The organism is Pseudooctadecabacter jejudonensis (genome assembly GCF_900172275.1).
GTDB lineage: Bacteria > Pseudomonadota > Alphaproteobacteria > Rhodobacterales > Rhodobacteraceae > Octadecabacter > Octadecabacter jejudonensis.
Genome location: NZ_FWFT01000002.1, coordinates 738,987 through 761,477, shown reverse-complemented (window position 1 = coordinate 761,477; position 22,491 = coordinate 738,987). Strand labels below are relative to the sequence as shown.

At 60.3% G+C, this 22,491-nt stretch carries 22 protein-coding genes; 8 read left to right on the top strand and 14 right to left on the bottom strand.

Features of this window, described 5'->3' with window-relative positions:
• Positions 1-250: 250 nt before the first annotated feature.
• Together PSJ8397_RS08840 and PSJ8397_RS08835 are read left to right on the top strand one after the other, a co-directional pair.
• Positions 251-1,843 (top strand): gamma-glutamyltransferase family protein, encoded by a 1,593-nt coding sequence (locus PSJ8397_RS08840; protein ID WP_085864200.1) that lies wholly within the window; start codon positions 251-253, stop codon positions 1,841-1,843.
• A gap of 2 nt (positions 1,844-1,845) precedes the next feature.
• Positions 1,846-2,040: a hypothetical protein gene (locus PSJ8397_RS08835; protein WP_085864199.1), complete on the top strand. Its 195-nt coding sequence runs from the start codon at positions 1,846-1,848 to the stop codon at positions 2,038-2,040.
• On the opposite strand, the gene hspQ is transcribed toward PSJ8397_RS08835, so the two are convergent.
• Positions 2,037-2,363, bottom strand: coding sequence for a heat shock protein HspQ (hspQ, locus tag PSJ8397_RS08830; protein ID WP_085864198.1), 327 nt, complete (start codon positions 2,361-2,363; stop codon positions 2,037-2,039). The two genes, PSJ8397_RS08835 and hspQ, sit on opposite strands and share 4 nt — an antisense overlap.
• Positions 2,364-2,446: 83 nt before the next feature.
• Between hspQ and PSJ8397_RS08825 the strand changes: the two genes are divergently transcribed.
• Both PSJ8397_RS08825 and PSJ8397_RS08820 read left to right on the top strand, forming a co-directional pair.
• The gene (locus tag PSJ8397_RS08825) at positions 2,447-3,328 is read left to right on the top strand and encodes an AEC family transporter (protein ID WP_085864197.1); all 882 of its coding nucleotides are present in this window, start codon (positions 2,447-2,449) and stop codon (positions 3,326-3,328) included.
• An 85-nt stretch (positions 3,329-3,413) separates the two neighbouring features.
• Positions 3,414-4,004: a transglycosylase SLT domain-containing protein gene (locus PSJ8397_RS08820; RefSeq protein ID WP_085864196.1), complete on the top strand. Its 591-nt coding sequence runs from the start codon at positions 3,414-3,416 to the stop codon at positions 4,002-4,004.
• Positions 4,005-4,083: 79 nt separating this feature from the next.
• Here PSJ8397_RS08820 and PSJ8397_RS08815 read toward each other — a convergent pair whose 3' ends face one another.
• On the bottom strand, positions 4,084-4,674 hold the full coding sequence (locus tag PSJ8397_RS08815) for a LolA family protein (RefSeq protein WP_235000632.1): 591 nt from the start codon (positions 4,672-4,674) through the stop codon (positions 4,084-4,086).
• Positions 4,675-4,951: 277 nt separating this feature from the next.
• Between PSJ8397_RS08815 and PSJ8397_RS08810 the strand changes: the two genes are divergently transcribed.
• The gene (locus PSJ8397_RS08810) at positions 4,952-6,925 is read left to right on the top strand and encodes a cation:proton antiporter domain-containing protein (protein ID WP_085864194.1); all 1,974 of its coding nucleotides are present in this window, start codon (positions 4,952-4,954) and stop codon (positions 6,923-6,925) included.
• Between the two features lie 3 nt (positions 6,926-6,928).
• Here PSJ8397_RS08810 and PSJ8397_RS08805 read toward each other — a convergent pair whose 3' ends face one another.
• From PSJ8397_RS08805 to PSJ8397_RS08795, 3 genes are all read right to left on the bottom strand, one after another.
• Entirely contained in the window at positions 6,929-9,976 is a 3,048-nt protein-coding gene (locus PSJ8397_RS08805; protein ID WP_085864193.1) for a DNA translocase FtsK, read from the bottom strand.
• Positions 9,977-9,989: 13 nt separating this feature from the next.
• On the bottom strand, positions 9,990-11,165 hold the full coding sequence (locus tag PSJ8397_RS08800) for an aminotransferase class I/II-fold pyridoxal phosphate-dependent enzyme (protein ID WP_085864192.1): 1,176 nt from the start codon (positions 11,163-11,165) through the stop codon (positions 9,990-9,992).
• A gap of 123 nt (positions 11,166-11,288) precedes the next feature.
• The gene (locus PSJ8397_RS08795; protein WP_085864191.1) at positions 11,289-12,617 is read right to left on the bottom strand and encodes an amidase; all 1,329 of its coding nucleotides are present in this window, start codon (positions 12,615-12,617) and stop codon (positions 11,289-11,291) included.
• Positions 12,618-12,664: 47 nt separating this feature from the next.
• Between PSJ8397_RS08795 and PSJ8397_RS08790 the strand changes: the two genes are divergently transcribed.
• Positions 12,665-13,924 carry a UbiH/UbiF/VisC/COQ6 family ubiquinone biosynthesis hydroxylase gene (locus PSJ8397_RS08790; RefSeq protein ID WP_085864190.1) on the top strand — a complete coding sequence of 420 codons (1,260 nt, stop codon included), beginning with the start codon at positions 12,665-12,667 and terminating at the stop codon, positions 13,922-13,924.
• Positions 13,925-13,960: 36 nt separating this feature from the next.
• Here the strand turns inward: PSJ8397_RS08790 and PSJ8397_RS08785 are convergent, their stop codons facing one another.
• From PSJ8397_RS08785 to PSJ8397_RS08755, 7 genes are all read right to left on the bottom strand, one after another.
• Positions 13,961-14,290 carry a hypothetical protein gene (locus tag PSJ8397_RS08785; RefSeq protein ID WP_085864189.1) on the bottom strand — a complete coding sequence of 110 codons (330 nt, stop codon included), beginning with the start codon at positions 14,288-14,290 and terminating at the stop codon, positions 13,961-13,963.
• A gap of 60 nt (positions 14,291-14,350) precedes the next feature.
• Positions 14,351-14,551 (bottom strand): Trm112 family protein, encoded by a 201-nt coding sequence (locus PSJ8397_RS08780; RefSeq protein ID WP_085864188.1) that lies wholly within the window; start codon positions 14,549-14,551, stop codon positions 14,351-14,353.
• The gene (locus PSJ8397_RS08775; RefSeq protein WP_085864314.1) at positions 14,548-15,180 is read right to left on the bottom strand and encodes an LON peptidase substrate-binding domain-containing protein; all 633 of its coding nucleotides are present in this window, start codon (positions 15,178-15,180) and stop codon (positions 14,548-14,550) included. Before PSJ8397_RS08775 ends, PSJ8397_RS08780 begins: the two co-directional genes overlap by 4 nt.
• A gap of 27 nt (positions 15,181-15,207) precedes the next feature.
• The gene (gene trxA / locus PSJ8397_RS08770; RefSeq protein WP_085864187.1) at positions 15,208-16,119 is read right to left on the bottom strand and encodes a thioredoxin; all 912 of its coding nucleotides are present in this window, start codon (positions 16,117-16,119) and stop codon (positions 15,208-15,210) included.
• Between the two features lie 162 nt (positions 16,120-16,281).
• Complete coding sequence (locus PSJ8397_RS08765) at positions 16,282-17,070, bottom strand: exodeoxyribonuclease III (RefSeq protein WP_085864186.1); 789 nt, start codon at positions 17,068-17,070, stop codon at positions 16,282-16,284.
• A gap of 23 nt (positions 17,071-17,093) precedes the next feature.
• Entirely contained in the window at positions 17,094-18,206 is a 1,113-nt protein-coding gene (locus tag PSJ8397_RS08760) for an aminotransferase (protein ID WP_085864185.1), read from the bottom strand.
• 196 nt (positions 18,207-18,402) lie between these two features.
• Positions 18,403-19,089, bottom strand: a complete 687-nt coding sequence (locus PSJ8397_RS08755; protein WP_085864184.1) for a response regulator transcription factor — start codon at positions 19,087-19,089, stop codon at positions 18,403-18,405.
• Between the two features lie 154 nt (positions 19,090-19,243).
• On the opposite strand from PSJ8397_RS08755, the gene ribA reads away from it, so the two are divergent.
• Positions 19,244-20,317 (top strand): GTP cyclohydrolase II, encoded by a 1,074-nt coding sequence (gene ribA / locus PSJ8397_RS08750; RefSeq protein WP_085864183.1) that lies wholly within the window; start codon positions 19,244-19,246, stop codon positions 20,315-20,317.
• On the opposite strand, the gene PSJ8397_RS08745 is transcribed toward ribA, so the two are convergent.
• Positions 20,314-21,159, bottom strand: a complete 846-nt coding sequence (locus PSJ8397_RS08745) for an EamA family transporter (RefSeq protein WP_085864182.1) — start codon at positions 21,157-21,159, stop codon at positions 20,314-20,316. The two genes, ribA and PSJ8397_RS08745, sit on opposite strands and share 4 nt — an antisense overlap.
• A gap of 99 nt (positions 21,160-21,258) precedes the next feature.
• On the opposite strand from PSJ8397_RS08745, the gene PSJ8397_RS08740 reads away from it, so the two are divergent.
• Positions 21,259-21,753, top strand: coding sequence for a L,D-transpeptidase family protein (locus tag PSJ8397_RS08740; protein WP_085864313.1), 495 nt, complete (start codon positions 21,259-21,261; stop codon positions 21,751-21,753).
• Here PSJ8397_RS08740 and PSJ8397_RS08735 read toward each other — a convergent pair.
• Positions 21,750-22,406: a YggS family pyridoxal phosphate-dependent enzyme gene (locus tag PSJ8397_RS08735; RefSeq protein WP_085864181.1), complete on the bottom strand. Its 657-nt coding sequence runs from the start codon at positions 22,404-22,406 to the stop codon at positions 21,750-21,752. The two genes, PSJ8397_RS08740 and PSJ8397_RS08735, sit on opposite strands and share 4 nt — an antisense overlap.
• Between the last annotated feature and the right edge of the window lie 85 nt (positions 22,407-22,491).

Here is a 22,491-nt window from a genome sequence, read left to right as displayed (position 1 = left end):
TGACCCAAAGAAACGCAGGTCGCGCAAACCTCAAGGTCGCAAGAGACTGTTAAGGACGAAAAACCACATTATTGCCGCGAAGGCGACCTAAGCTCACCCGAATTGAACGTCATAACTGTTCTTGTAGCTGCATAGGCTCATCCCGGCGTCGCGTTTACAGCCCCCACCCAGTGCGCGACGTCGGGGACTTATGTGCTTTCCCCCCAATCGTGCCGTGCTAGGTTTCCGTCAAAGACGAGAAGGACCTTCCATGCGTGATTTTCAATCCCGAGATTTTCAAAGCCCGGGCCGCTCAGCCGTCATTGCCCAGAACGGCATCTGTGCAACCTCCCATCCTTTGGCGGCCAAAGTTGCCGTCCAAATCCTTGAGGCGGGCGGCAATGCCATGGACGCAGCCATCGCAGGCGCGATTTTGCTGGGCCTGTGTGAGCCGCAGTCGACTGGCATCGGGGGCGATGCGTTTTGTTTGTTCAACCTGCCAGGGTCCGATGATGTGCATGCTATGAATGCGTCGGGCCGTGCGCCTGCGGGGCTGGATGCGGCGAAGCTGCGGGCCGAAGGCTTGGACGTTCTCCCCCTCACCTCCCCCCACGCAATCAGCCTTCCGGGGGCAATGGACGGGTTTATCCGGCTGGCCAAAGACCATGGCAAAATCGGGCTGAAGGCGATCCTCGCGCCGTCGATCCATTACGCAGAGGCAGGCATTCCAGTGGCCCCCAAGGTCGCGTTTGACTATGCCCAATCTGGCGCCACGCTTTGGGGTGCGGGGCGCAGGCATTATACGCTACAGGACACCCCCTTGACCGTCGGCCAGATGTTCCGCGCCCCCGGCCAGGCGGAGGTGCTGCGCCGTGTCGCCATGGACGGACGCGAAGGGTTCTATGAGGGCGAGGTGGCCGAAGACATGGTCGCCTCCCTTAATGCCGCGGGCGCCACCCACACGTTGGACGATTTCGCCGCTGTGCGCGCGGATTACACAGACCCGATTTCGGGCACCTACAAAGACATCGAACTGGTCGAACATCCGCCAAACGGGCAAGGCGCGACCGCGATCTTGATGCTGAACATCCTCAAACACTTCGACATCGCAGGGCTCGACCCCATGGGCGCCGACCGTGCCCATCTTGAGGCCGAGGCCGCCAAACTGGCCTATGACACCCGCAACCGCGTGATCGCAGACCCGGATCATACCGCGCGGCTGGATCATATGCTCAGCCCCGAGACGGCCGCCAAACTGGCCGAAATGATTGATCCGAACGCCGCGATCCCGCCCAGCCTGCCAGGGGCCGAGGCAGTGCACCGCGACACTGTCTATATCACCGTGGTCGATAAAGACCGCATGTGCGTCAGCATGATCTATTCGATCTTCCACTCCTTTGGGTCCGGCCTTGCGTCGGATAAATTCGGCATTCTGTTTCAGAACCGCGCTGCGGGCTTCACACTGGAGGAAGGCCACCCGAATGAGGCTGGCGGCGGCAAGCGCCCGATGCACACGATCATTCCCGGCATGGTCAAACGGGCGGGCAAGATTGAAATGCCATTCGGTGTGATGGGCGGCGCCTATCAGCCCTGCGGCCATGCGCGGTTCCTGACCAACATGGAAGACTTCGGGATGGACCCGCAAACCGCCATTGACCGGCCGCGGTGTTTTGCGGAAGGCGACACCCTGAACGTGGAAACCGGGTACTCGGAGGCCGTGGCGCAGGCGCTGGCCGACAAGGGCCATACGGTGACGCGCGCCGAAACACCGATCGGTGGCGCGCAAGCCATCCGTTTGCGCCCCGATGGGATGCTCGAAGGCGCGTCTGATCCGCGTAAAGACGGCATCGCGCTGGGGTACTAGACATGCACTGGCACGCCCTCGCCAAACGCCTCGCCCGCACGGGCGGCTTGGCCTGCATGATCGCAGGCGGGCTGCTGTGCGGCGTGGCGGTGAACGATGCGTTAAACGGCGTGCCTGACGCGACGCTTCAGGCGGCGATCAATGCGGCGATCTTCTCATTCGGTGGAATGGTCTTTTTCTGGTCGAAAAAGCCTTAGTTCAGCTGGAAGTGCAGCGGGTACTGGCCGTCCTCAAACGGGCCAAACAGATCATCCAGATCAGGGTGATCGACCGGCTGGCCGGAATAATCCGCAACGAGGTTTTGTTCGCTGACATAGGCCACGTAATAGGATTGATCGTTCTCCGCCAATAGGTGGTAAAACGGCTGGTCCTTGGCGGGCCGCGCCTCTTCGGGAATGGCCTCATACCATTCTTCGGTGTTGGCAAACCGCGGGTCCACATCAAACACCACACCGCGAAACGGATGTTTGCGATGCTTGACCACTTGGCCCAAATGATATTTCGCGCGTGTCTTCAGCATGGTTTTTCAGCCCCTTGGCCGTTACTAGACAAACCGTGCCATGGGAGTCCATCGCAAGTCTCTAAATTTTGAGGAAACAAACTGTGCCAATGCTTCTGACAGTGCTGGAAATCACGGCACCGGTGTTCTTGTTGGCCGCAGTTGGCTTCGCTTGGGTCAAACTGGGGTTCGAATACCGGGTTGAGTTCGTCACGCGATTCGCGATGACCCTGTCGGTGCCCTGCCTGATCTTCGTGGCGCTGATGCGTACGCAGGTCGAGGCCAGCGCACTGGCCGCCTTGTCACTGGCCAGCTTTGCCGCCTATGCCTTGGTGACATTGGCAATGCTGGCTTTGGTCGTGTTGGGCCGGTTGGACCGTCGCACCTTTCTGGCCCCGCTGATCTTTGGCAACACCGGCAATCTGGGCCTGCCGCTTGCGCTGTTTGCGTTTGGCGATGTGGGGCTGGATTACGCGGTGGTGGTCTTTGCTGTGATGGCCATCCTGAGCTTTACCTTCGGCATCTGGCTGGTGTCGGGCGGCGGGTCCCTGATCAAGGTGGTGAAAGAACCCGTGGTGGCGGCGACCCTCCTGGGCGCGCTGTTTTTGTGGCAAGGCTGGCAGACACCCACGTTCCTGACCAATGCGCTGGATCTGATCGGGCAAATGGCGATCCCGATGATGCTGATCACATTGGGTGTCGCCGTGGCCCGTCTGCAACCGGCGGGGTTCGTGGTGCCGTCTGTTCTGTCAGCGCTGAAAGTCGCAGTCTGCGTGGGCTGTGCATGGGCGGCAGGCGCTTGGTTCGGGCTTGATCGCACGGCCCTTGCCGTACTGATCGTACAGGTCGCCACACCCGTTGCGGTCACATCCTACCTGCTGGCGGAAAAATACGGGGCCGACGCGGACAGTGTTGCGGGCCTTGTGGTGGTGTCGACAATCATGTCGGTGATCACTTTACCGCTCATTCTGGCATTTGTGATCTGACAGACCCGCAAAACCTGTTTTCACAAGGGGCCGCCTCCGCTATCGTGAGGGCAATAAAAATATAAATATTGAGAGCGAGAGGCAGATGAGCAAGAAACTCTATCTCGCGGGGTTGATGATGTTGGTCTTGGGCAGCTGCGGCACCCGGGACGGCTCTGCGCCGCGCAATCTGGACAACGCCTGTTCCATCGTCACTGAACGGCCGCATTATATTCGCGCGCTGAAGGCCGCAGAACGCAATTGGGGCGTGCAACCCCACGTGCTGATGGCGATGATCTATCAGGAAAGTAAATTCATCGCGGACAACCGCCCGCCCCACGTCTATGCGTTGGGCGTGATCCCGACAGGGCGGCAATCCTCGGCTTTGGGATACAGCCAAGCGTTGGATGGGACGTGGGAAGAATACCAGCAGCAAGAAGGCGGCCGCCGGTCTGACCGTACGAACATCGGTGACGCGACCGATTTCATGGGGTGGTATATGTCCCTTACGGTGGAGGAAAACGGGATCCCTCTTAACGACACCTACAACCAGTATCTGGCCTATCACGATGGCCGCACCGGCTGGCGCCGTGGCACCTATCGCAGCAAACCTTGGCTGGTGCGCATCGCAGGCGAAGTGCGCGACCGCGCAGTCATGTACGACGCCCAGCTGCGCAGCTGCCGCCGGTTTCGATAAACACATCTGATCCAATCGAAAAACGCGCCCCCTTAGGGGCGCGTTTTGCATTATGTTTTGTTTGGCGTTTTTGGCAAATCTAGTTGCCCCAATTGCGCATCTCGCGCTGGATGTTGAACAAAATGTCCGGCACCGATCCGCCGGTTTGCAGATCCCCCAAAATCACCGTGGTCTGCTGGCCGGTATCATCGGTGATGATCCACTGGCGCAACTCAACCGGATTGGCGGTATACACCATCTGAATGTTGCCCAACTCCGGCCGGTCGGGGTCTTGTGCGGTGACGGTTGTCGTCGTGCCATCGCTCACGTGTCGTGTCACCATATCAGTGCGCGTCAAATCCACATTGCGTTCTAGAATGATTTTCAGCGGCGTCTGGTTCAGCGGATAGCGGTCAGCGCCCCCGTCAGAGCGAGGATCAAAGATCGCCACCTGCCCGCCCCCGGCCACCACAAGCGACCGTTCCGGCGGATTATATTCGAACCGCACGCGGTTGGGCCGTTTGATATAGACGGTCCCTGTCGAGATCGTCCCGTCCGCATTGATCTGGGTGAACTCACTTTCGGCCGTCGTGAATGAATTGAGGTAACCCGACACCTGCGCCAGCGAAAGCTGCTGCGCCTGAGACGGTGAAGCCGCAAACCCCGCAAGTGCGAGGGGAAGGGCCATCATGGAAAGTCGTCGCGTAATTTTATTCATAGACCTGTACCTAATCGGGGTGGGTGCGATTTGCACCCTTTGGCTGGAAATTAGATAGGGCCATATGGGCCGCTAAGCGATATCACGCCACCTGATAGGCGATGACAGCCCTGCATTTTCGCATGTTCCACTAAATGCCGGTCGGGCATTTAGGTATTTTTGACCCAAAGAAGCGACGGGTGTTTTGCCCTATCAAAGGACTGCGCCAATGCTTAGCGTGCATGTCAGGGAATAACTTGGGGGTCCTGACATGACTGGCTTTTTGATGTTGGCGTTTGTATTTTTGATTGCAGGCGTCATTGCCGTGCCGATTGCATCGCGGCTGGGGCTTGGGTCCGTTCTTGGATATTTGATCGCGGGGATTGTGATCTCGCCCGTGCTTGCACTGCTGGACGTCGACGTGATTTCGATCCAGCATTTCGCAGAGTTCGGCGTTGTGATGATGCTGTTTCTGGTTGGGCTTGAGCTGGAACCAAAGATGCTTTGGGCCATGCGCGGGCGTCTTTTGGGGCTTGGCGGCGGTCAGGTGGCGCTTACGACACTGGCCGTTATGGCGGTTGCCATGATCTTTGGCATTGCGTGGTCGGTTGCCTTGGCGATTGGTTTGGTTCTGGCCCTGTCATCCACAGCGATTGTTTTGCAAACGCTCAATGAAAAGGGGCTGATGAAAAGCGATGGCGGGCAGTCCAGCTTTAGCGTGTTGTTGACCCAAGACATTGCCGTCATTCCCATGCTGGCCTTCATCCCCCTTCTGGCCCTCTCCGAGATGTCGGATGTTGGCGCAACGGTTCATCACGACACAGGCCCTTCGACCACGACCGTGGTGGACACCCATGCGGGGGGCGATCACAGCGAACAGGGCGGCGGGCACGACAATGGCCACGCTGACGGGCACGGCCCAAGCATGAGCCTTGTTGACGGTCTGGGCCCATGGGCCACAGCAGGTGTCACGATTGCAGCGATTGCCGCAGTCGTGCTGGGCGGCAGCTTTCTGACGTCGCCCATCTTTCGCTTCATCGCCGCGGCCAACCTGCGTGAGCTGTTCGTGGCGACGGCGCTGATGATGGTCATTGGCATCGCTTTGTTGATGTCTTTGGTCGGCCTGTCGCCCGCCTTGGGCACATTTCTTGCAGGCGTCGTGCTGGCCAATTCCGAATACCGCCATGAATTGGAATCTGACATCGACCCGTTCAAGGGGTTGCTGTTGGGCCTGTTCTTCATGACCGTCGGGGCGGGCATCAACTTTGGCCTTCTGGCCGCGAACCTATTGCCTATCGTCGCGCTGAGCCTTGGGTTGATCGCCATCAAGGCCGCCGTTTTGTATCTGTTGGCCGTGGTGTTCCGGATTGGCGGCGCCGACCGGTGGCTCTTTGCGCTGGGCCTGGCGCAGGCGGGTGAATTTGGCTTTGTCCTGTTGTCCTTCACCACCGCCAATAACGTCATCCCCACCGCCATCGCCGATCAACTGCTGCTGATCGTGGCGCTGTCGATGTTGCTGACGCCCGCGCTGTTCATCCTCTATGACCGTGTGATTGCGCCACGGTTTGTCCAAAGTGAGGACCGTGAGATGGAAGCCATCGAAGACACGTCCCACATCATCATCGCAGGGCATGGCCGCGTGGGCGGTATCGTCAGCCGAATGCTGACCGGAATGGGCGAATCCGCGACGGTGATCGACTATTCAGCCGCCCAGATCGACATGATCGGTATGTTCGGGTTCCGCGCCTACTACGGCGATGCGACACGCCCTGACCTTTTGCATGCTGCAGGGATTGATGAGGCGAAGATCCTTGTGGTGGCCATCGACGACAAAGACCAGATCACCGAGCTGGTGCACTACGTGCGCAAAACACACCCCAAGGTTCACATCATCGCCCGCGCGATCGACAGAATGCATGTCTACGACCTGTGGCACGCGGGCTGTCGCGATATCATCCGTGAAACCTATGACAGCTCCCTTCGGATGGGGCGCTCGGCGTATGAGGCGCTGGGCCACAGCCGCGCCAAAGCCGACGCGATGTCGGAGGCCTTCAATGACATGGACCGCAAGGCGATGCTGGCCGCAGCCGAACATCACATTCCGGGCGTGCGCGGGGTCGAGAATGAGGCCTTCGTCAAAGCCGTGCTTGAGGCCCGCCCCGCCTGGGATGCGGAGTTGAGCGAACGCATGAAAGCGATCCTGGCCACACCGGAGGAGGACACCCCCACCGGCACGCCAACCTAAAGGTTACTGCGCCTCGGGGATCAGGATCTCACGTTTGCCCACATGGTTGGCGGGGCTGACGACGCCCTCATCCTCCATCTGCTCAACCAGACGTGCGGCCTTGTTGTACCCGATCGCCAGCTTGCGCTGGATGTAGGACGTGGAACACTTGCGGTCCTTGGCGACGATGGCGACAGCGGTGTCATAGAGCGCATCTTCGCCATCGGTGTTGCCACCCAAGCCGAGCACCGCGTCAATGGTGTCGGCCTTTTCTTCCGCAGGCCCTTCGACGACGCCGGACATGTACTGCGGTGGGCCGTAGGCCTTCAGGTAAGTCACAATTTCTTCGACCTCCTCATCAGAACAGAAGGGCCCGTGAACGCGGGTGATCTTCGATCCACCTGCCATATACAGCATGTCGCCCATGCCCAGCAGCTGTTCGGCGCCCATCTCTCCCAAAATCGTGCGGCTGTCGATTTTCGACGTCACCTGAAAGGAAATCCGTGTGGGGAAGTTCGCCTTGATGGTGCCGGTGATCACATCCACCGACGGGCGCTGCGTCGCCATGATCAGATGAATGCCCGACGCCCGCGCCATTTGCGCCAGACGCTGGATGCAGGCCTCGATCTCTTTGCCCGCAACCATCATCAGGTCGGCCATCTCGTCCACGATGACGACGATGTAGGGCATCTTCTCGGGCGTCAGCTCTTCGGTTTCAAACACCGGCTCACCGGTTTCGTCATCAAAGCCCGTCTGTACGGTACGCGAGAACATCTCACCCTTGGCCAACGCATCGGCCACGCGGCCGTTGTAGCCGTCGATGTTGCGCACACCCATCTTGGACATCTTGCGATAGCGTTCCTCCATCTCGCCCACGACCCATTTCAGCGCGACAACCGCCTTTTTTGGGTCCGTCACAACGGGGGATAGCAGATGCGGGATGCCGTCATAGACACTCAGTTCCAGCATCTTGGGGTCGATCATGATCAACCGGCACTCGTCAGGGGACAGCTTATACAGCAGCGACAGGATCATCGTGTTGATCGCCACGGATTTACCGGATCCGGTCGTCCCCGCAATCAGAAGGTGGGGCATCTTGGCAAGGTTCGCGATGATCGGCTCGCCGCCAATATCCTTACCCAAGGCCAGTGGCAGTTTCATATTGCTGTCGCCAAAATCACGCGCGCTCAGCATTTCCCGCAGCACGACCATTTCGCGGTTCTCATTGGGCAGTTCGATGCCAATCACGCTGCGTCCGGGCACAGTGGACACGCGCGCAGACAGCGCCGACATGGACCGCGCGATGTCATCCGCCAGACCGATCACGCGCGATGCTTTCAAACCGGGGGCGGGTTCAAGTTCATACATCGTGACAACAGGGCCAGGGCGGACGCTGACGATCTCACCCTTTACGCCGTAGTCATCCAGCACGTTTTCCAGCATCCGCGCGTTCTCTTCCAACGCCTCGTCAGACAGCACATGGCGGGTCACGTCGGCAGGATTGGCCAACAGGCCCAGCGGCGGGATTTCATAGGCCGGGCGGCTGTCGTCAAATTTCAACGCAGGCTGCGCCTCAGCACGGGCTTGAGTCGACGGTTGGATCGTCTTGCGCATAGGATGCTGCACCACCGATTTGGGCTCTGGCGCACGGATCGGCGCAGCACGCGGGGCCACAGCTGGCGCAACCGGCGCAGGCGAAGGGGCAGGGGCAGGCGCAGGGGCGGCTTCATACGCCGCCGCAGGCGTTTGCGCAGGCACATCGGCACCCACATCCATATCCTCGATCACATCCACCATCGGCGCGACGGCGCCCTGATCCGCTTGGGCAAGCGCCTGCTGCTGATCGGTGTTCAACACCAAAGGCCGCGGGCCCGAAGCCACGGGCGGTTCCACCCGCGCGGGCTGTTGCATCCGGCTGGCAATGGCGGCGGTCACCGCAGGGTTCACGCCTGGTTTCGTTGCAATCTGAACCTGCGGCGGCTGTCCAGACCGGTTGCGCACCGCCGATGCGATCCGCGCAGAAATACGGTCCGTGTCCGCCTCAGGCACGTCGCCCGTCATCTGCTCATCGACCAATTCATGCTCGGGCAATGGCTCCGCCCGCTTCAGGAAGGACTTGAACAAACCGGGCTTTGCCTCTGGCTCCGCCGTGCGCGCAGGTGCCACCAAAGGTGCCTCAACGGGGGCCGCTATAGGCGCGGCGGCGTCTTCAACGGGATCGAAATCCTCATACCGTGTGGGCATCGCAGGGTTGGCCCGCACCACAGCGGCCACACGCGCGGCCTCCTCCGCGTGGGACGGCGCGGGAACCGCACGGGCGGCGGCCAACTCGGCCTCATAGGCCTCCTTTTCCTGACGCGACAATTCGCGGCGTTCTTGCACCTTGGCGCCCAGGGCCTGCGCGCCCGCATAAGACGCCGACGCCGTCATACCTAAAACGCGCAACACAGCCGAATAGGCCACGATCACGCCGATCAGCAAAAATCGCCCGCACCTGCGCAGTTCCACCATGGTAAAGCCCAGCGCAAAGGCCATCAGCGCCAGCACGCCCATCCCCATGATAAACGACATCAGTTTGACACTGAACGTCGTGCCAAACGGCAGGATCGTCAAAATAATCGACAGCACCATGTCGCCAAAATGCCCGCCCAGCCCGAACGTCTCATCCCAGCCCTCACCGGGCGACAGGGTGGCCGCATAAATCGCAGTCCCCGCAATGGCGATCGGCGCAAACACGATCCGCCCCAGCGCGCGGTCCTGCCCGTAGTGCAGCGTGAACCGCAAACCCCACGCCATCAGAACCAGCGGCACCATCCACGACGCATAGCCAACAATCATGTACAACGCGGCAGCAAAGGACGCGCCCGGACGGCCCAGCCAGTTCTGCACGGGCGCATCCGTGGCGGACATGAAATTCGGATCATCCGGCACATAGGACCACAGCATCATCGATACCATCAAACCGGCCACAAACAGCGCGATGCCGATCAGCTCTCGCCCGCGCTTTTCAATGGCGGCCTGCGTTGTGCTGTCCAAAAGGGGGTCACGTTGACGGGTTTGATAAGATGCCATGTGCCTCAGATCCTCACGTATACAGACGGTCGCGGATCAATGTCAGACCCCGCCGCGTTTGTTGTTTTGGGGCAACCAAAGCCACCCGAATATATCCCTGCCCCGGATCACCCGCTGGGCCAGGACGGCTGAGGTATGCGCCCGGCAACACCCGCACCCCATCCTCGCGCCACAGCGTCAGCGCCGCGGCCTCCCCATCCTCAACAGGCAACCACAGAAAAAACCCCGCCTCAGGTGAGGCATAGCCTTCGACTCCTGCAAAAATCTCATCCGCGTCGTCGAACTTCTCCGCATAAAGTCTGCGATTTTCCTCGACATGCGCCTCGTCGTTCCAAACAGCCTCCGCGACGCGCTGCAAGGGCATCGGCAAGGGCGATCCCGCATAGGTCCGCAGCTGGCGAATTTCGGCGATGTTCTTGGGCCCAGACGCCACAAACCCCGACCGCAGCCCCGCAAGGTTCGACCGTTTGGACAACGAATGAAACGCAACCACCCGTTCGGGGTCACAGCCGGTGTCGGCCACGGCCTCCAACACACCGGTGGGCGGCGTGTCGCGGTAAATCTCGCAATAGCATTCATCCGCGAAAATTTTGAAATCGTGCTTTTCAGCCAGCGCAATCAACTGCGCCCAATAGGCCTTGTCGGCCACCGCACCCTGTGGATTGGCTGGGCTACAAATGTAGCAAATCGTCGTGCGGTCCAGCACATCCGCGGGCAAAGACGCATAATCCGGCAAATGCCCCGTCTCGGCGGTTGCGGGCACCATCACAGGCTCCGCCGTCACCGACAGGGCCGCCACGGCATACACCTGATAAAACGGGTTCGGCAGCAACACGACGGGCTTTTGGCCGTTCTTGACCTCAGGGGCCAAGGCCATCGCGGCGTTGTACAACCCCTCCCGCGTGCCATTCAGCGCCATCACACGGTCCGGCGTCAAATCCACCGAATAGCGCCGCGTGACCCAGCCACAGACAGCGGCCAACAGCTCTGGCGCGCCTTCGTTGACAGGGTATTTGTTGAATTCAGACACCGACCGCGCCAGCACACCCGGCACAAAATCCGGAAACGTATGCTGAGGCTCCCCGATCGTCATATTGATCGGCGTGCCGCCCGCCTCATGGACGTCAAGCAAAGACCTCAAGCGTGGAAACGCATAGGCCGGGAGGTTCGAAAACCGCTCGGGGTACATCATGACTGCCTCAAATTACGGCCTCATTGGCGGACCGCTTTTGCCCAAACTAGCCCGAGGCAGGCGGGCCTGTCCACAAAAAGGACGCAAGATCGGGGGCTTGTGTGGCTTTTGCGCCAAGCCCTAGCGCAACGCCGCCTCAGCGGCGGCGGCAATCCGCAGTAACCGGTCATCCTGCCCCCCTGCCACGTTGATCAAAAGACCCACCGACGGCACGCCCACAGGCAAGGCCACAGACGCGCCCCCCATCAGGTTCGCCACCCGCGTGTTGCGCAGGGTCAACAGGTTCTGTGTTTTGTAATAGGCATCGTCCGTCATCAGACGGTCCGCATCAGGGGGCATATTCGCAGCCCCCGGACACAATACCGCATCAAACCCCGCCATCCGCGCATCATAACTGCGCCGCAGGTCGCGCAACTCCGCCCAAAGCGCCAGATAGTCGTGGGCCGGCACATCGCGCCCTGCGCTGACCCGTTCCAGGATTTGCGGAAACATCTTGTCCGGCGCAGCCTCAACCAGATCGCGCCAGTTGGCATAGGCATCCGCTGTATAAAGCGGCAAAGACATCGCAAAGGCGCGCTCCAACTCCGGCGCGGCCACCTCTTCGATGACGGCCCCCGCATCGGCCAATCGCTTTAGCGCCGCATGATAACCCGCCATCGACGCCTCAGCCACGTCGTCCAGAACCACCGATTGCAACGCGGCAAATCGCAGTCCGGTCAGGCTGGCCCCCGCCAAATCCGGCGCGCGCGATCCCTCCAACGCGGCGGTCACAAGGGCCGCGTCTTCGACGCTGCGGCACAGCGGACCCACGGTATCAAATTCAGAACACAACGGCACAACACCCGTAAGCGACAACCGCCCATGTGTTGTCTTGAACCCCACCAGATCGTTCCAGATCGACGGAATCCGCACCGACCCCCCTGTGTCTGACCCAATCGCCGCCGCCGCCAAACCAAACGCCACAGAAGCGGCCGCCCCCGACGAAGACCCGCCCGGAACCGCCGCGTCGTCATTCACACAAGGCGGCGTCGCGGTGATCGGGTTCAGGCCCAAGCCGCTAAAGGCGATTTCCGACATGTGGGTTTTGCCCAAACACACCAGCCCCGCCGCCGTCGCTGCGCGCAACACCTCTGCGTCGTTCTGCGGCACACGGCCCGCCATCAGCGCGGTCCCCGCTTCCGTGGCGACACCTGCCGTGTCGAACAAATCCTTCCACGACACCGGGACACCGTCCAACGGCGACACCCGACGCCCCGCCCGTGCACGATCCGAGGCCGCAGCGGCCTCGACCCGCGCACGATCCGCCGTCACCCGTGCATAAATGCGGTCCCGGTGGGGATGGGCCTCAATCGCCGCCAAATACACCTCACACAGATCGACCGGATCAATGTCGCCCGCGCCAATCCCGCGCCCCAAATCCGCCGCCGTCGCCCAAAGCCAATCCTGCATCGCACACCTCTTTTCCCTATGGGCAAACGGTAGCGACCACAGCGCACATGGACAATCCCGCTGCGGGGCGCATATTGCCAGACATGACGAAGACGACAGCCAAGACACATCAGACTGACATTGTGATCGTAGGTGGCGGGCTAAATGGCTCTGCGCTGGCGCTTGGGCTGGCCCATATTGGCCTGCACGTGACGATCATCGACACCCTGCCCGCTCCCACCCGCGCGCTTAGTGATTTTGACGGTCGGTCTTATGCGCTGGCCCATGCCTCCATGCGGCTGTTGCGTGGCTTGGGGCTGTGGGACGCAGTGGCGGACACGGCCCAACCGATGTTGGAAATCAAAGTCACCGATGGGCGCGCGGGCGAAGGCCCCTCCCCGTGGATGCTGCATTTCGACCATGCCGAGATCGAAGAAGGCCCCATGGGCTTCATGGTCGAAGACCGCCACCTGCGCCGCGCGCTGCTGTCCGCCATGGATGAGACCGACCGCATCACTCAAGTGAACGGACAAACGGTGTCCACGCAATCGCAAGGTGCAGTCACGCTCACCTCAGGTGAAGTCATCACCGCAAAGCTGATCATCGGCGCAGACGGCCGCGCGTCGGGCACGGCCACCCGCGCGGGCATCAAACGTACGGGGTGGGGCTATGGGCAAACGGCAATTGTCTGTGCCGTCGCACATGAAAAGCCCCACGGCGGTATCGCACATCAGTTCTTCATGCCTGCAGGGCCACTGGCAATTCTGCCCCTAACAGACAACCGCTGTTCCATCGTGTGGTCCGAAACCGATACCCGCGCCAAGGACATCATGGCGATGGACGATAATGCGTTTCTGGATGCCCTACGCCCCGCCTTCGGCGACTTTCTGGGCGACATTACCTTGACCGGCAAACGGTTCAGCTATCCGCTGGGCCTGACGCTGGCCAACCGGTTCATCGCGGACCGCGTGGCACTGGTGGGCGATGCCGCCCACGGCGTCCACCCGATTGCGGGCCAAGGTCTGAACGCAGGTCTGCGCGACATCGCCGCCATGATCGATGTGCTGCAAGACGCCAAATCGCGAGGTGAAGACATCGGAAGTGATGCCGTTCTGGCACGGTACGAAGAATGGCGACGCTTCGATACCGCGACACTGGCGATCGCCACAGACACATTCAACCGGTTGTTCTCGAACGACAATCCACTGGTGCGTGCCGTGCGGGACGCAGGCATGGGCCTCTTGAACGCCGCCCCTGGCCTGCGCCGCACCTTTATTCGAGAGGCCGCAGGCCTCACCGGTGATCTGCCCAGCCTGATGCGCGCCTGATCCCATCGGACCCCCCCGCGCTCGGACCCACGCACCTTAGGTGCGCGACCCCGACCACTCCCCTCGCGGGTCCGCAGCCTGCTGCGGGGTCGGGAGGGCGCCGCGTGCCCCGACTTTCCGCAAAACGACGGAGGTCACCTCCCGCGTGTCCCAAAACTGCGGATTGTTTCTGATTTCAGGCGGCAACATCTCTTTGCGCAAAAGACGTTGGCGCGTCACCTTCACCTCAACCGATGCGTCCAACCCCACAGGGTTCAAACGCCCCGTCAAAAACCCGTCACGCAGCTGTCTTTCTCGGTCACTGAGTTTACGTTTCTTCGCGCGGATCAACGCCAGCTCATCAGCTGGCAGCAGGTATGATTCCATGTTCGGCCTCCTGCCCCACCTTCATAGAAACAAGGTTGCCAAGTGATTAAGATCCCAGATTTAATCCTTGTCGGTCGACCGCGCTTCGTCAATCAACAACACAGGGATCCCGCCGCGAATGGGGTAGGCCAGATGCGCCGCCGTGCTGATCAACTCATTCGCTTCAGCGTCATAGCTCAGCACACCGTGACACTGGGGGCAGACCAAAGCCTCCAACATTTTGGGGTCAAACGCTTTTTCCGCATCGTCAACGTCGGTCATTGCATCATCCGCGTCTCATCATCGCCACTGCGCAACGCGTATTCAATCAACGTCACCAACGTCTCGCGCCGCGTGGACAACGATGGTGCCTCTAGCAGCGCCTGCTTTTCCTCGGGCTCGAACGGGCACAGCATGGACAGTGAATTGATCAACAGCTCGGGGTCTGCCTCTTTGATGCCATCCCAATCCGTACTCAGGCCGCGGTCTTCAAAAAACCTCTCCAGCAAGGCCATCAGGCCGTCGCGGTCCAACCCTGCATCCACCTCTTCGGGGCCCAGATCGTTTCCAAATCCGTCCCACATGACCTCACACCGGCGATAGGGGACAAAGCCCTCCACTTCGTTCACGACCCGAAACCGCGACACGCCAGACAACGTGATCATGTAGCGGCCATCGTCCGTCTCGGACATGGCCGTCACCCGGCCCGCACATCCAATACGATGCAGGCGGTCTTCGCCATTGGGCTGGATCATCCCGATCATCCGATGATCGGTCTTCATCGCGTCATCCAACATCGCCAGATAACGGGGCTCAAACAGATGCAACGGCAACCGCGCCCGCGGCAAAAGCAAAGCGCCAGGCAGCGGGAAGATTGAGATCACATCAGGTAGGTTGGTTGGCTTGACCATGCGATAGGACATAGGCCGACAAATCCGTCAGGCAAATATCATTGATGACAGTTTTCTACGACCGTTCAGAACCACCGGATCTGTGGGTTTCAATGCCTCAAACACCGTGAACAATTGCGTCTTGGCCGCACCATCGTTCCACTCCCGATCCCGGCGGAACAGCTCCAACAGCTGATCCACCGCAGCCTCACTGTCACCCGCGCCCTGCAAGGCGACCGCCAGATCAAACCGCGCCTGATGGTCGTTCTCATCGGCGTCCACAGCGGCCCGCAATTCGGCCACCGGCCCTGCATCCTGCGCTTGTTTTGCCAATTCGACAGCGGCCCGTGCGGCCTCAACTTCAGAAGCGTCGTGAATCTCGGCAGGGACACCATTCAAAACGGCCTCCGCCTGATCCAGATCATCCATCGCCAGATAGGACCGGATCAGCCCCCCGGCAGCCCCCGCATGCATGCCATCTTCTTCCAAAATCGCGGCAAAGGTCTCGGCGGCATCAGCGGCAGCGCCTTCGGTCAACATCGCCTCCGCTGCCTCAATCGCATCGGCCAGACCGTTGTCCGGCTCCCCCGCCAGATCGGCGATCTTGGTCACAAACGCCTCAACCTCACTGGGGGGCAAGGCACCCTGAAACCCGTCCACGGGCTGGCCATTGAAAAACGCATACACCGTCGGGATGGATTGCACCCGCAACTGACCCGCGACAGCTTGGTTCTGATCCACATCGACCTTCACCATCTTCACGCGGCCACCCATCTTTTTGACGACCTCTTCCAAGGCGGGCCCAAGGGTTTTGCACGGCCCACACCACGGTGCCCAGAAATCGACGATCACCGGCACCTCTTTGGAGGCCTCAACCACGTCCTCCATAAAGGTCGCGTCGCCGCCGTCCTTCACCAAATCATCCGCACCCGCGGGGGCCCCGCCACCAAGTTCAAGCATCGCATTCTCCGTCTGGGCCACAACCGTCGGGCCATGTGCGCCTATATGGGGCGGCGCGCGTCAAAGGCCAAGGGGGAAGGGCGATCTGCAAAAAACTGGCACCCCTGCCATACGCGAGCCATACGCAAGCCATACGGGTGCCAGCCCCCTGTTTTTGCCCCTTTACAGGTCAAACGTCGCAAAGACGGGGGCATGATCGCTGGGCTGCTCCCACCCCCGCACATCCCGCAGAACGCGGCTGGAATGGGCCGCATTTGAGATGTCAGGCGTGGCCCAAACGTGATCCAACCGCCGCCCCTTGTCGGCCCCGTCCCAATCAGGGCTGCGATAGGACCACCAGCTGTACAATTGCCCCTCTGGGATGTCCTGACGGGTCACATCCACCCAGCAGCCCGCCTCTTGCGTCTCGGTCAAATGCGCCACCTCAATCGGCGTATGGCTGACGACCTTCAACAGCTTCTTGTGATCCCACACATCGTCCTCACGCGGGGCGATATTCAGATCCCCCACAAGGATCGCTTTTTTCGGCGTCTCAGCGCGAAAAAAGTCCCGCATTTCAGTCAGGTAATCAAGTTTTTGGCCAAACTTTTCGTTCACCTTACGGTCCGGTTTGTCGCCGCCCGCAGGCACATAAAAGTTGTGAACCGTCACCCCGTTTTCCAACCGCCCCGCGATGTGGCGCGCATGGCCGAGGGATGCGAAATCCTCTGCGCCCGCCTCTTCAATCGGCAGCTTCGACAGGATCGCGACACCGTTGTAGCCCTTTTGCCCACGGGCCACCATGTGGGTGTATCCCAGCGTCTGAAACTGCTCCAACGGGATCTTGTCGACGGGGCTTTTACACTCCTGCAGGCACAGCACATCTGGCGCCTCTTCGGTCATCAATCGTGCCACCAGATTTTCGCGCAAGCGCACCGAATTGATGTTCCATGTCGCCAGTGTGAAGGTCATGCCAAGCCCCTTGTTTTTATGATCTATTGCTGCGCAAGCCAGTCTGATACGCGGCTTAACCCTTCTTTCAGGGTTTCGGGGTAACATGCAAATCCGATTCTTACGTAGCCCTCCACGCCCAGCGCCGATCCCGGTGTGAACATCACGCCCGTGTCCTTCAACAACGCCACGCAGGTGTCATAGGACGTCATAGGCACGTCCAGCTTCACAAAGGCCGTGGTGCCCGCCTTGGGTTCGACAAAATCCGCCTTTGGCTCTGCCGCGATCCAATCGCGCAGTATCGCCAAATTGCCCCGCGTTATCTCACGCGACCGGCCCAAAACCGCGTCCTTGGCACCCAAGGCCATTGTGGCGAAATAATCGTCGACCATGCCAACGCTGATGGTCGTGTAATCGCGGTGGATCTCACAGTCGTCCAACAACGGCTCAGGCCCCACAATCCAGCCCAACCGCAGCCCCGCCAGCGAAAACGCTTTTGACGTGGACCCCGTTGAAACGCCCTTGTCGTAAACATCCACAATGGACGGCACAGGGTCCCCCTGCTCCGTGCCGCGATACACCTCATCGCACAGCACCCAAGCATCCACGCCGCGCGCAATCTCGGCCACCCGTTCCAACCCTGCACGGTCAATCAAGGCACCCGTCGGGTTGTTGGGATTCGTCAAGGCAATCACCTTGGTCGCCGGTGTGACTGCGGCGGCCACCGCATCCCAATCTGGCAACCAGCCGTCTTCCTCGCGCAAGGCAACCTCGCTCACCTCAGCGCCCAAAGACCGCGGAATCGCGGTGTGCTGCTGATAGGTTGGCGTGATCGCCACCACGTGATCGCCTTGCCCCACAAGGGTCTGATACACCATGTGATTTGCCCCGATGGTGCCGTGGGTGATCAACACATTGTCCGCCGCCTGCCCCTCAAACATCGCGGCCACCAGACCGCGCAGCGCCGTCGACCCACGGATCTCACCATAGGTCATCTGCATCGCGGCCAAATCTGACGGCATTTGCTGCGTGGCCCCCGCCATCTGCATCAGCTCTGCCAAAGTCAAAGACGCCACACAGGTCTCGGCCAAGTTATACGCGCACTTGGTCTCCCACGCGTTCATCCACTGCTCTACACCAAACGGTTCGATCTTCATGGCCACCTCCCTTGGGCATCCTGCCTCATCTTCATCTGACCATATAAACTCTGGGGGGTCTGGGGGGCTAGCCCCCCAGCGGGTCGGATTTGCGCAGCAAATTCGAAATAAAAAAACCCCGACCAAAAGGCCGGGGCAAGTCCAACAGGGAGGTGGTGATTTAACCCAGTCACCAAGGGAAACTCTCAGATCCGCGTCACGCCACCAATCGGTAACCGCCGCTCTCTGTAACAAGCAAACGCGCGTTGGAGGGATCTGGTTCAATTTTTTGTCGCAAACGGTAAATATGGGTCTCAAGCGTGTGGGTCGTGACCCCTGCATTGTAGCCCCAAACCTCATGCAGCAGCACGTCGCGGGCCACCACACCTTCGGTCGCGCGGTACAGGAATTTCAGGATATTCGTCTCTTTCTCGGTTAGACGAATTTTCTTCTCTTCCTCGGTCACCAGCATCTTTTGCGCAGGCTGGAAGGTGTATGGCCCAAGGGTGAACACAGCATCTTCCGACTGTTCATGGGTGCGCAACTGGGCGCGGATGCGGGCCAGCAGGACAGGGAACTTAAAGGGTTTGGTGACGTAATCGTTCGCACCGGCATCAAGCCCAAGGATCGTGTCGCTGTCGCCGTCATGGCCCGTCAGCATCAGGATCGGGCATTTCACGCCCTGCTTGCGCATCAAGCGGCACAGCTCACGTCCGTCGGTGTCGGGCAGGCCCACATCGAGGATCACCAGATCATACAGGCCTTCCTTCGCCTTGGTCATCGCTTCGGCCCCATTGCCGGCCTCGAAGACGTCGAAGTCTTCCGTCATCAGCAATTGTTCTCCCAGCGCCTCGCGCAGGTCTTCGTCGTCATCGACAAGCAAAATCTTTTTTAATTGGGCCATTTTCGCGTCCTCCGTCTTGCTATTACACATGGCCGGATGCATCAAAACTGGCAAGACAGACACGCCCTCCCTCACGGCGACGTGTCGCGCAGAGGGCAAATGTTTCAAATTCTCACGAAAACCGCGACCTGAAGGCGGTCAAACAAGGTCAAATATGTCAATTTCGCCTGACACCTCCGAACGAATCTCCCGCGCGCGGGGTGATTTGCGCATGGGTGTGCCGGTGGTTTTGTCCAGCGGTCTGGTGTTTTGCGCGATCGAGGTTTTGACCGAAAGCCGCTTCAACGCGCTGCGCGGCGAAGGCAGCGATCCGGTTATCGCGATCACTAGCTGGCGGGCGCAGACGATCAAGGCCACAGCCTACGACGGGGATATCGCCCGCATTGCCCTTCCCAAATCCGCCACCCGCACCTGGGTCGCGTCCATTGCGGATCCGGCAGGGGATCTGAATCACCCGATGAAGGGGCCGTTGAAAACCCTGCGTGACGGGCCCGCAGGCCCGCACCGTGCCGCAATCGCCCTGACCAAGGCCGCGCATTTGCTACCCGCTGTGTTGACCATTGAGGTCGCGAACCCACGCGCCTTTGCCCTGAACAATAATCTGACCTTCCTGCCTGAGGACGCGATCACATCCGACACCAGCCCCCTGCACCGCGTTGTTCATGCGGGCCTGCCCATGGATGTGTCAGAGGCTGGACGGCTCCATATTTTCCGCCCCGACGATGGCGGCGAAGAACATTACGCCGTGGAAATTGGCCACCCCGACCGGTCGCAACCTGTCTTATCACGTTTACACTCGGCCTGTTTCACCGGCGATGTTCTGGGCAGCCTGAAATGTGACTGCGGCCCACAGCTGCGTGCAGCACTGATGCAGATGGGGGCCGAAGGGTCAGGCGTGTTGCTGTACCTAAACCAAGAAGGGCGCGGGATTGGCCTTGCCAACAAGATGCGCGCTTACTCGTTGCAGGACCAAGGCTTCGATACGGTTGAGGCCAACCACCGTCTGGGGTTCAACGACGACGAACGCGATTTTCGCATCGGTGCCGAAATCCTGCGGCAGATGGGATTTTCACAGGTCCGCCTGTTGACGAACAACCCCGCCAAGGTGGCCCGCCTTGAGGGCTGCGGGCTGTCCGTGGTGGAACGGGTGCCACTGCATGTCGGGGAAAATCCGCTGAACGCCTCCTACATTGCCACCAAAGCCGCCAAGTCGGGCCATTTGTTCTAGCGCGCAAACCGCAGCAGAATGGCGCCTGTGATGGTGGCAAAGGTGGCCGCGACCTTCATCAGGTCCAGCCGTTCCTTCATAAAAACCACGCCAATAAACAGCGCAAAGATGATCGATGTTTCGCGCAGGGCCGTCACCAGTGCGATGGGCGCTTGCATGAACCCCCAGACCACCAAGGCATAGGCGGCATAGGATGCAGCCCCGCCGACGATCAACACAAACCGTCCCTCGGGCCAAAGGCGGCTGATCACGCCCGGATGGCGCAGGCGCAAAAAGATCGCGAAGACAATCGCGTTGCCGATGGCTGACCAGCCATAAAATCCGATGGCTGTGCCCGACACCCGCGCGCCCAATCCATCGATCAGCGAATAGCCCGCAATGAAGCATCCCGTGACCGCTGCCAACATCGCGGCCTTTGTATTCCGCCCGCCCGCATGTCCGCGCACAAGGCCCAGCGACAACAGTCCCGCCGCGATCAAAGCAATCGCCGCCAGTTCCAACCCCACCAAAGCAACGCCCAGCACCGTCACCGACACGGCCGCTACGATCAGCGGCGCGATGCCCCGCGCAACAGGATAGACCTGCGTAAGGTCGCCAATGCGGTAGGCGTTCAGCAAAAACACCTGATAGCCAAAGTGCATGACAAGACTGCCAATCAAATAGGGCCAGCACGCCAAATCAGGCATGGGCACGAACAACAGCCCCAAGGCGGCATATGGCAAATGCCCAATGATCACGCCCGCCATACTGAGGTGTTTGTCTGCCGCCCCCTTGGCCAAGGCGTTCCAGCTGGCATGCAATATGGCGGCCAGAAGGGTCGTAAAGAGAACAATGGTGGGCATAAGTCCCGTCCTTTGCGCGCACCGTAGACGCAGCCCGGCGACACGACAATGCCCGCAAACCGCTTGCCCCGCCCTGCGGGATTTGCTGATCATGTGCCCATGAAACCAACAGATCTCGTCGTAACGCCCACGGGCCTTCGGTTTATGGGCCGCCACTTTCCATGCTCTGTCGGCAAAGGCGGCATCACGAACCGCAAGCGCGAAGGCGACGGCGCCACGCCCCGCGGCACACACCGCTTGGTCGGAATGCTGTATCGGCCTGACAGGATACCAGCGCCTGTGGATTGGGCGCTGCCCATCAAACGGGGGGATCTGTGGTCGGATGATCCCACGCACGAAGACTACAACATGATGGTCCGCGCGCCCTATCCACACTCACACGAGGTTTTGCGCCGTGCGGACCCGCTTTATGATCTGGTGATCCTCACCGATTGGAACTGGCCCTACGCTGTCAAAGGACGCGGGTCGGCGATATTCATTCACCGCTGGCGCAAACAAGGTCACCCGACCGAAGGGTGCATTGGCTTGCGACCGCGTGATCTGGCATGGATCGCCCCGCGCATTCGCCACGAAACCCGTCTGGTGGTCGTTTAACCCGCCGTGGTGCGTTCCCCAAAAATCGCAGACCCCACCCGGACATGGGTGGCCCCCAAGGCAATCGCGCGTTCAAAATCACCGGACATCCCCATGGACAGACCGGTCAGGCCATTGCGTTCGGCAACTTTGGCCAACAAGGCAAAATGCAACGACGGCTCTTCATCAACAGGCGGAATGCACATCAGACCTTTGACAGGAAGATCCATCGCCCGCGCTTCTTTGACAAAGGCATCCGCCTGAGCCGGCAAAACACCAGCCTTCTGGCCTTCTTCCCCTGTGTTCACCTGAATATACAAGTCAGGACAGGACCCCGTTTCCTGGGCGAGCCGCGCGAGGGTCTTGGCCAGCTTGGGACGGTCCAACGTATGGATAGACTGTGCCAGCTCCATCGCCTGTCGGGCTTTGTTGGTTTGCAAAGGGCCGATGAGATGCAGATCAATCCCATCATAAGCTGTGCGAAAATCCGGCCATTTCCCCGCCGCCTCTTGCACGCGATTCTCCCCAAAGATGCGATGGCCTTCCTTCAAAACCGCCTCAACCCGTTCGTTGGGCTGCACCTTTGACACCGCAATCAACTGAACGCTTTCGGCGTCACGGCCTGCAGCGGCGCAGGCTTTGTGGATACGGTCGGTGATCTCGGCCAAAGACATGGCAACCTCCTGAAAATGCGTCGTGTTTTATATTTCACCCTGACATAGGCCGTTATCGCATGACTGTCAGGGGCCGTTTGTTGAA

Coding starts and splice junctions, on each gene's coding strand:
- PSJ8397_RS08815 (WP_235000632.1), bottom strand. CDS start 4,674: ATGATGGCCCTTCCCCTCGCACTTGCGGGGTTTGCGGCTTCACCGTCT.
- hspQ (WP_085864198.1), bottom strand. CDS start 2,363: ATGCTGAAGACACGCGCGAAATATCATTTGGGCCAAGTGGTCAAGCAT.
- PSJ8397_RS08835 (WP_085864199.1), top strand. CDS start 1,846: ATGCACTGGCACGCCCTCGCCAAACGCCTCGCCCGCACGGGCGGCTTG.
- ribA (WP_085864183.1), top strand. CDS start 19,244: ATGTCAATTTCGCCTGACACCTCCGAACGAATCTCCCGCGCGCGGGGT.
- PSJ8397_RS08840 (WP_085864200.1), top strand. CDS start 251: ATGCGTGATTTTCAATCCCGAGATTTTCAAAGCCCGGGCCGCTCAGCC.
- PSJ8397_RS08755 (WP_085864184.1), bottom strand. CDS start 19,089: ATGGCCCAATTAAAAAAGATTTTGCTTGTCGATGACGACGAAGACCTG.
- PSJ8397_RS08805 (WP_085864193.1), bottom strand. CDS start 9,976: ATGGCATCTTATCAAACCCGTCAACGTGACCCCCTTTTGGACAGCACA.
- PSJ8397_RS08795 (WP_085864191.1), bottom strand. CDS start 12,617: ATGCAGGATTGGCTTTGGGCGACGGCGGCGGATTTGGGGCGCGGGATT.
- PSJ8397_RS08765 (WP_085864186.1), bottom strand. CDS start 17,070: ATGACCTTCACACTGGCGACATGGAACATCAATTCGGTGCGCTTGCGC.
- PSJ8397_RS08800 (WP_085864192.1), bottom strand. CDS start 11,165: ATGTACCCCGAGCGGTTTTCGAACCTCCCGGCCTATGCGTTTCCACGC.
- PSJ8397_RS08785 (WP_085864189.1), bottom strand. CDS start 14,290: ATGGAATCATACCTGCTGCCAGCTGATGAGCTGGCGTTGATCCGCGCG.
- PSJ8397_RS08775 (WP_085864314.1), bottom strand. CDS start 15,180: ATGGTCAAGCCAACCAACCTACCTGATGTGATCTCAATCTTCCCGCTG.
- trxA (WP_085864187.1), bottom strand. CDS start 16,119: ATGCTTGAACTTGGTGGCGGGGCCCCCGCGGGTGCGGATGATTTGGTG.
- PSJ8397_RS08735 (WP_085864181.1), bottom strand. CDS start 22,406: ATGTCTTTGGCCGAGATCACCGACCGTATCCACAAAGCCTGCGCCGCT.
- PSJ8397_RS08810 (WP_085864194.1), top strand. CDS start 4,952: ATGACTGGCTTTTTGATGTTGGCGTTTGTATTTTTGATTGCAGGCGTC.
- PSJ8397_RS08780 (WP_085864188.1), bottom strand. CDS start 14,551: ATGACCGACGTTGACGATGCGGAAAAAGCGTTTGACCCCAAAATGTTG.
- PSJ8397_RS08745 (WP_085864182.1), bottom strand. CDS start 21,159: ATGCCCACCATTGTTCTCTTTACGACCCTTCTGGCCGCCATATTGCAT.
- PSJ8397_RS08760 (WP_085864185.1), bottom strand. CDS start 18,206: ATGAAGATCGAACCGTTTGGTGTAGAGCAGTGGATGAACGCGTGGGAG.
- PSJ8397_RS08790 (WP_085864190.1), top strand. CDS start 12,665: ATGGACAATCCCGCTGCGGGGCGCATATTGCCAGACATGACGAAGACG.
- PSJ8397_RS08820 (WP_085864196.1), top strand. CDS start 3,414: ATGAGCAAGAAACTCTATCTCGCGGGGTTGATGATGTTGGTCTTGGGC.
- PSJ8397_RS08740 (WP_085864313.1), top strand. CDS start 21,259: ATGAAACCAACAGATCTCGTCGTAACGCCCACGGGCCTTCGGTTTATG.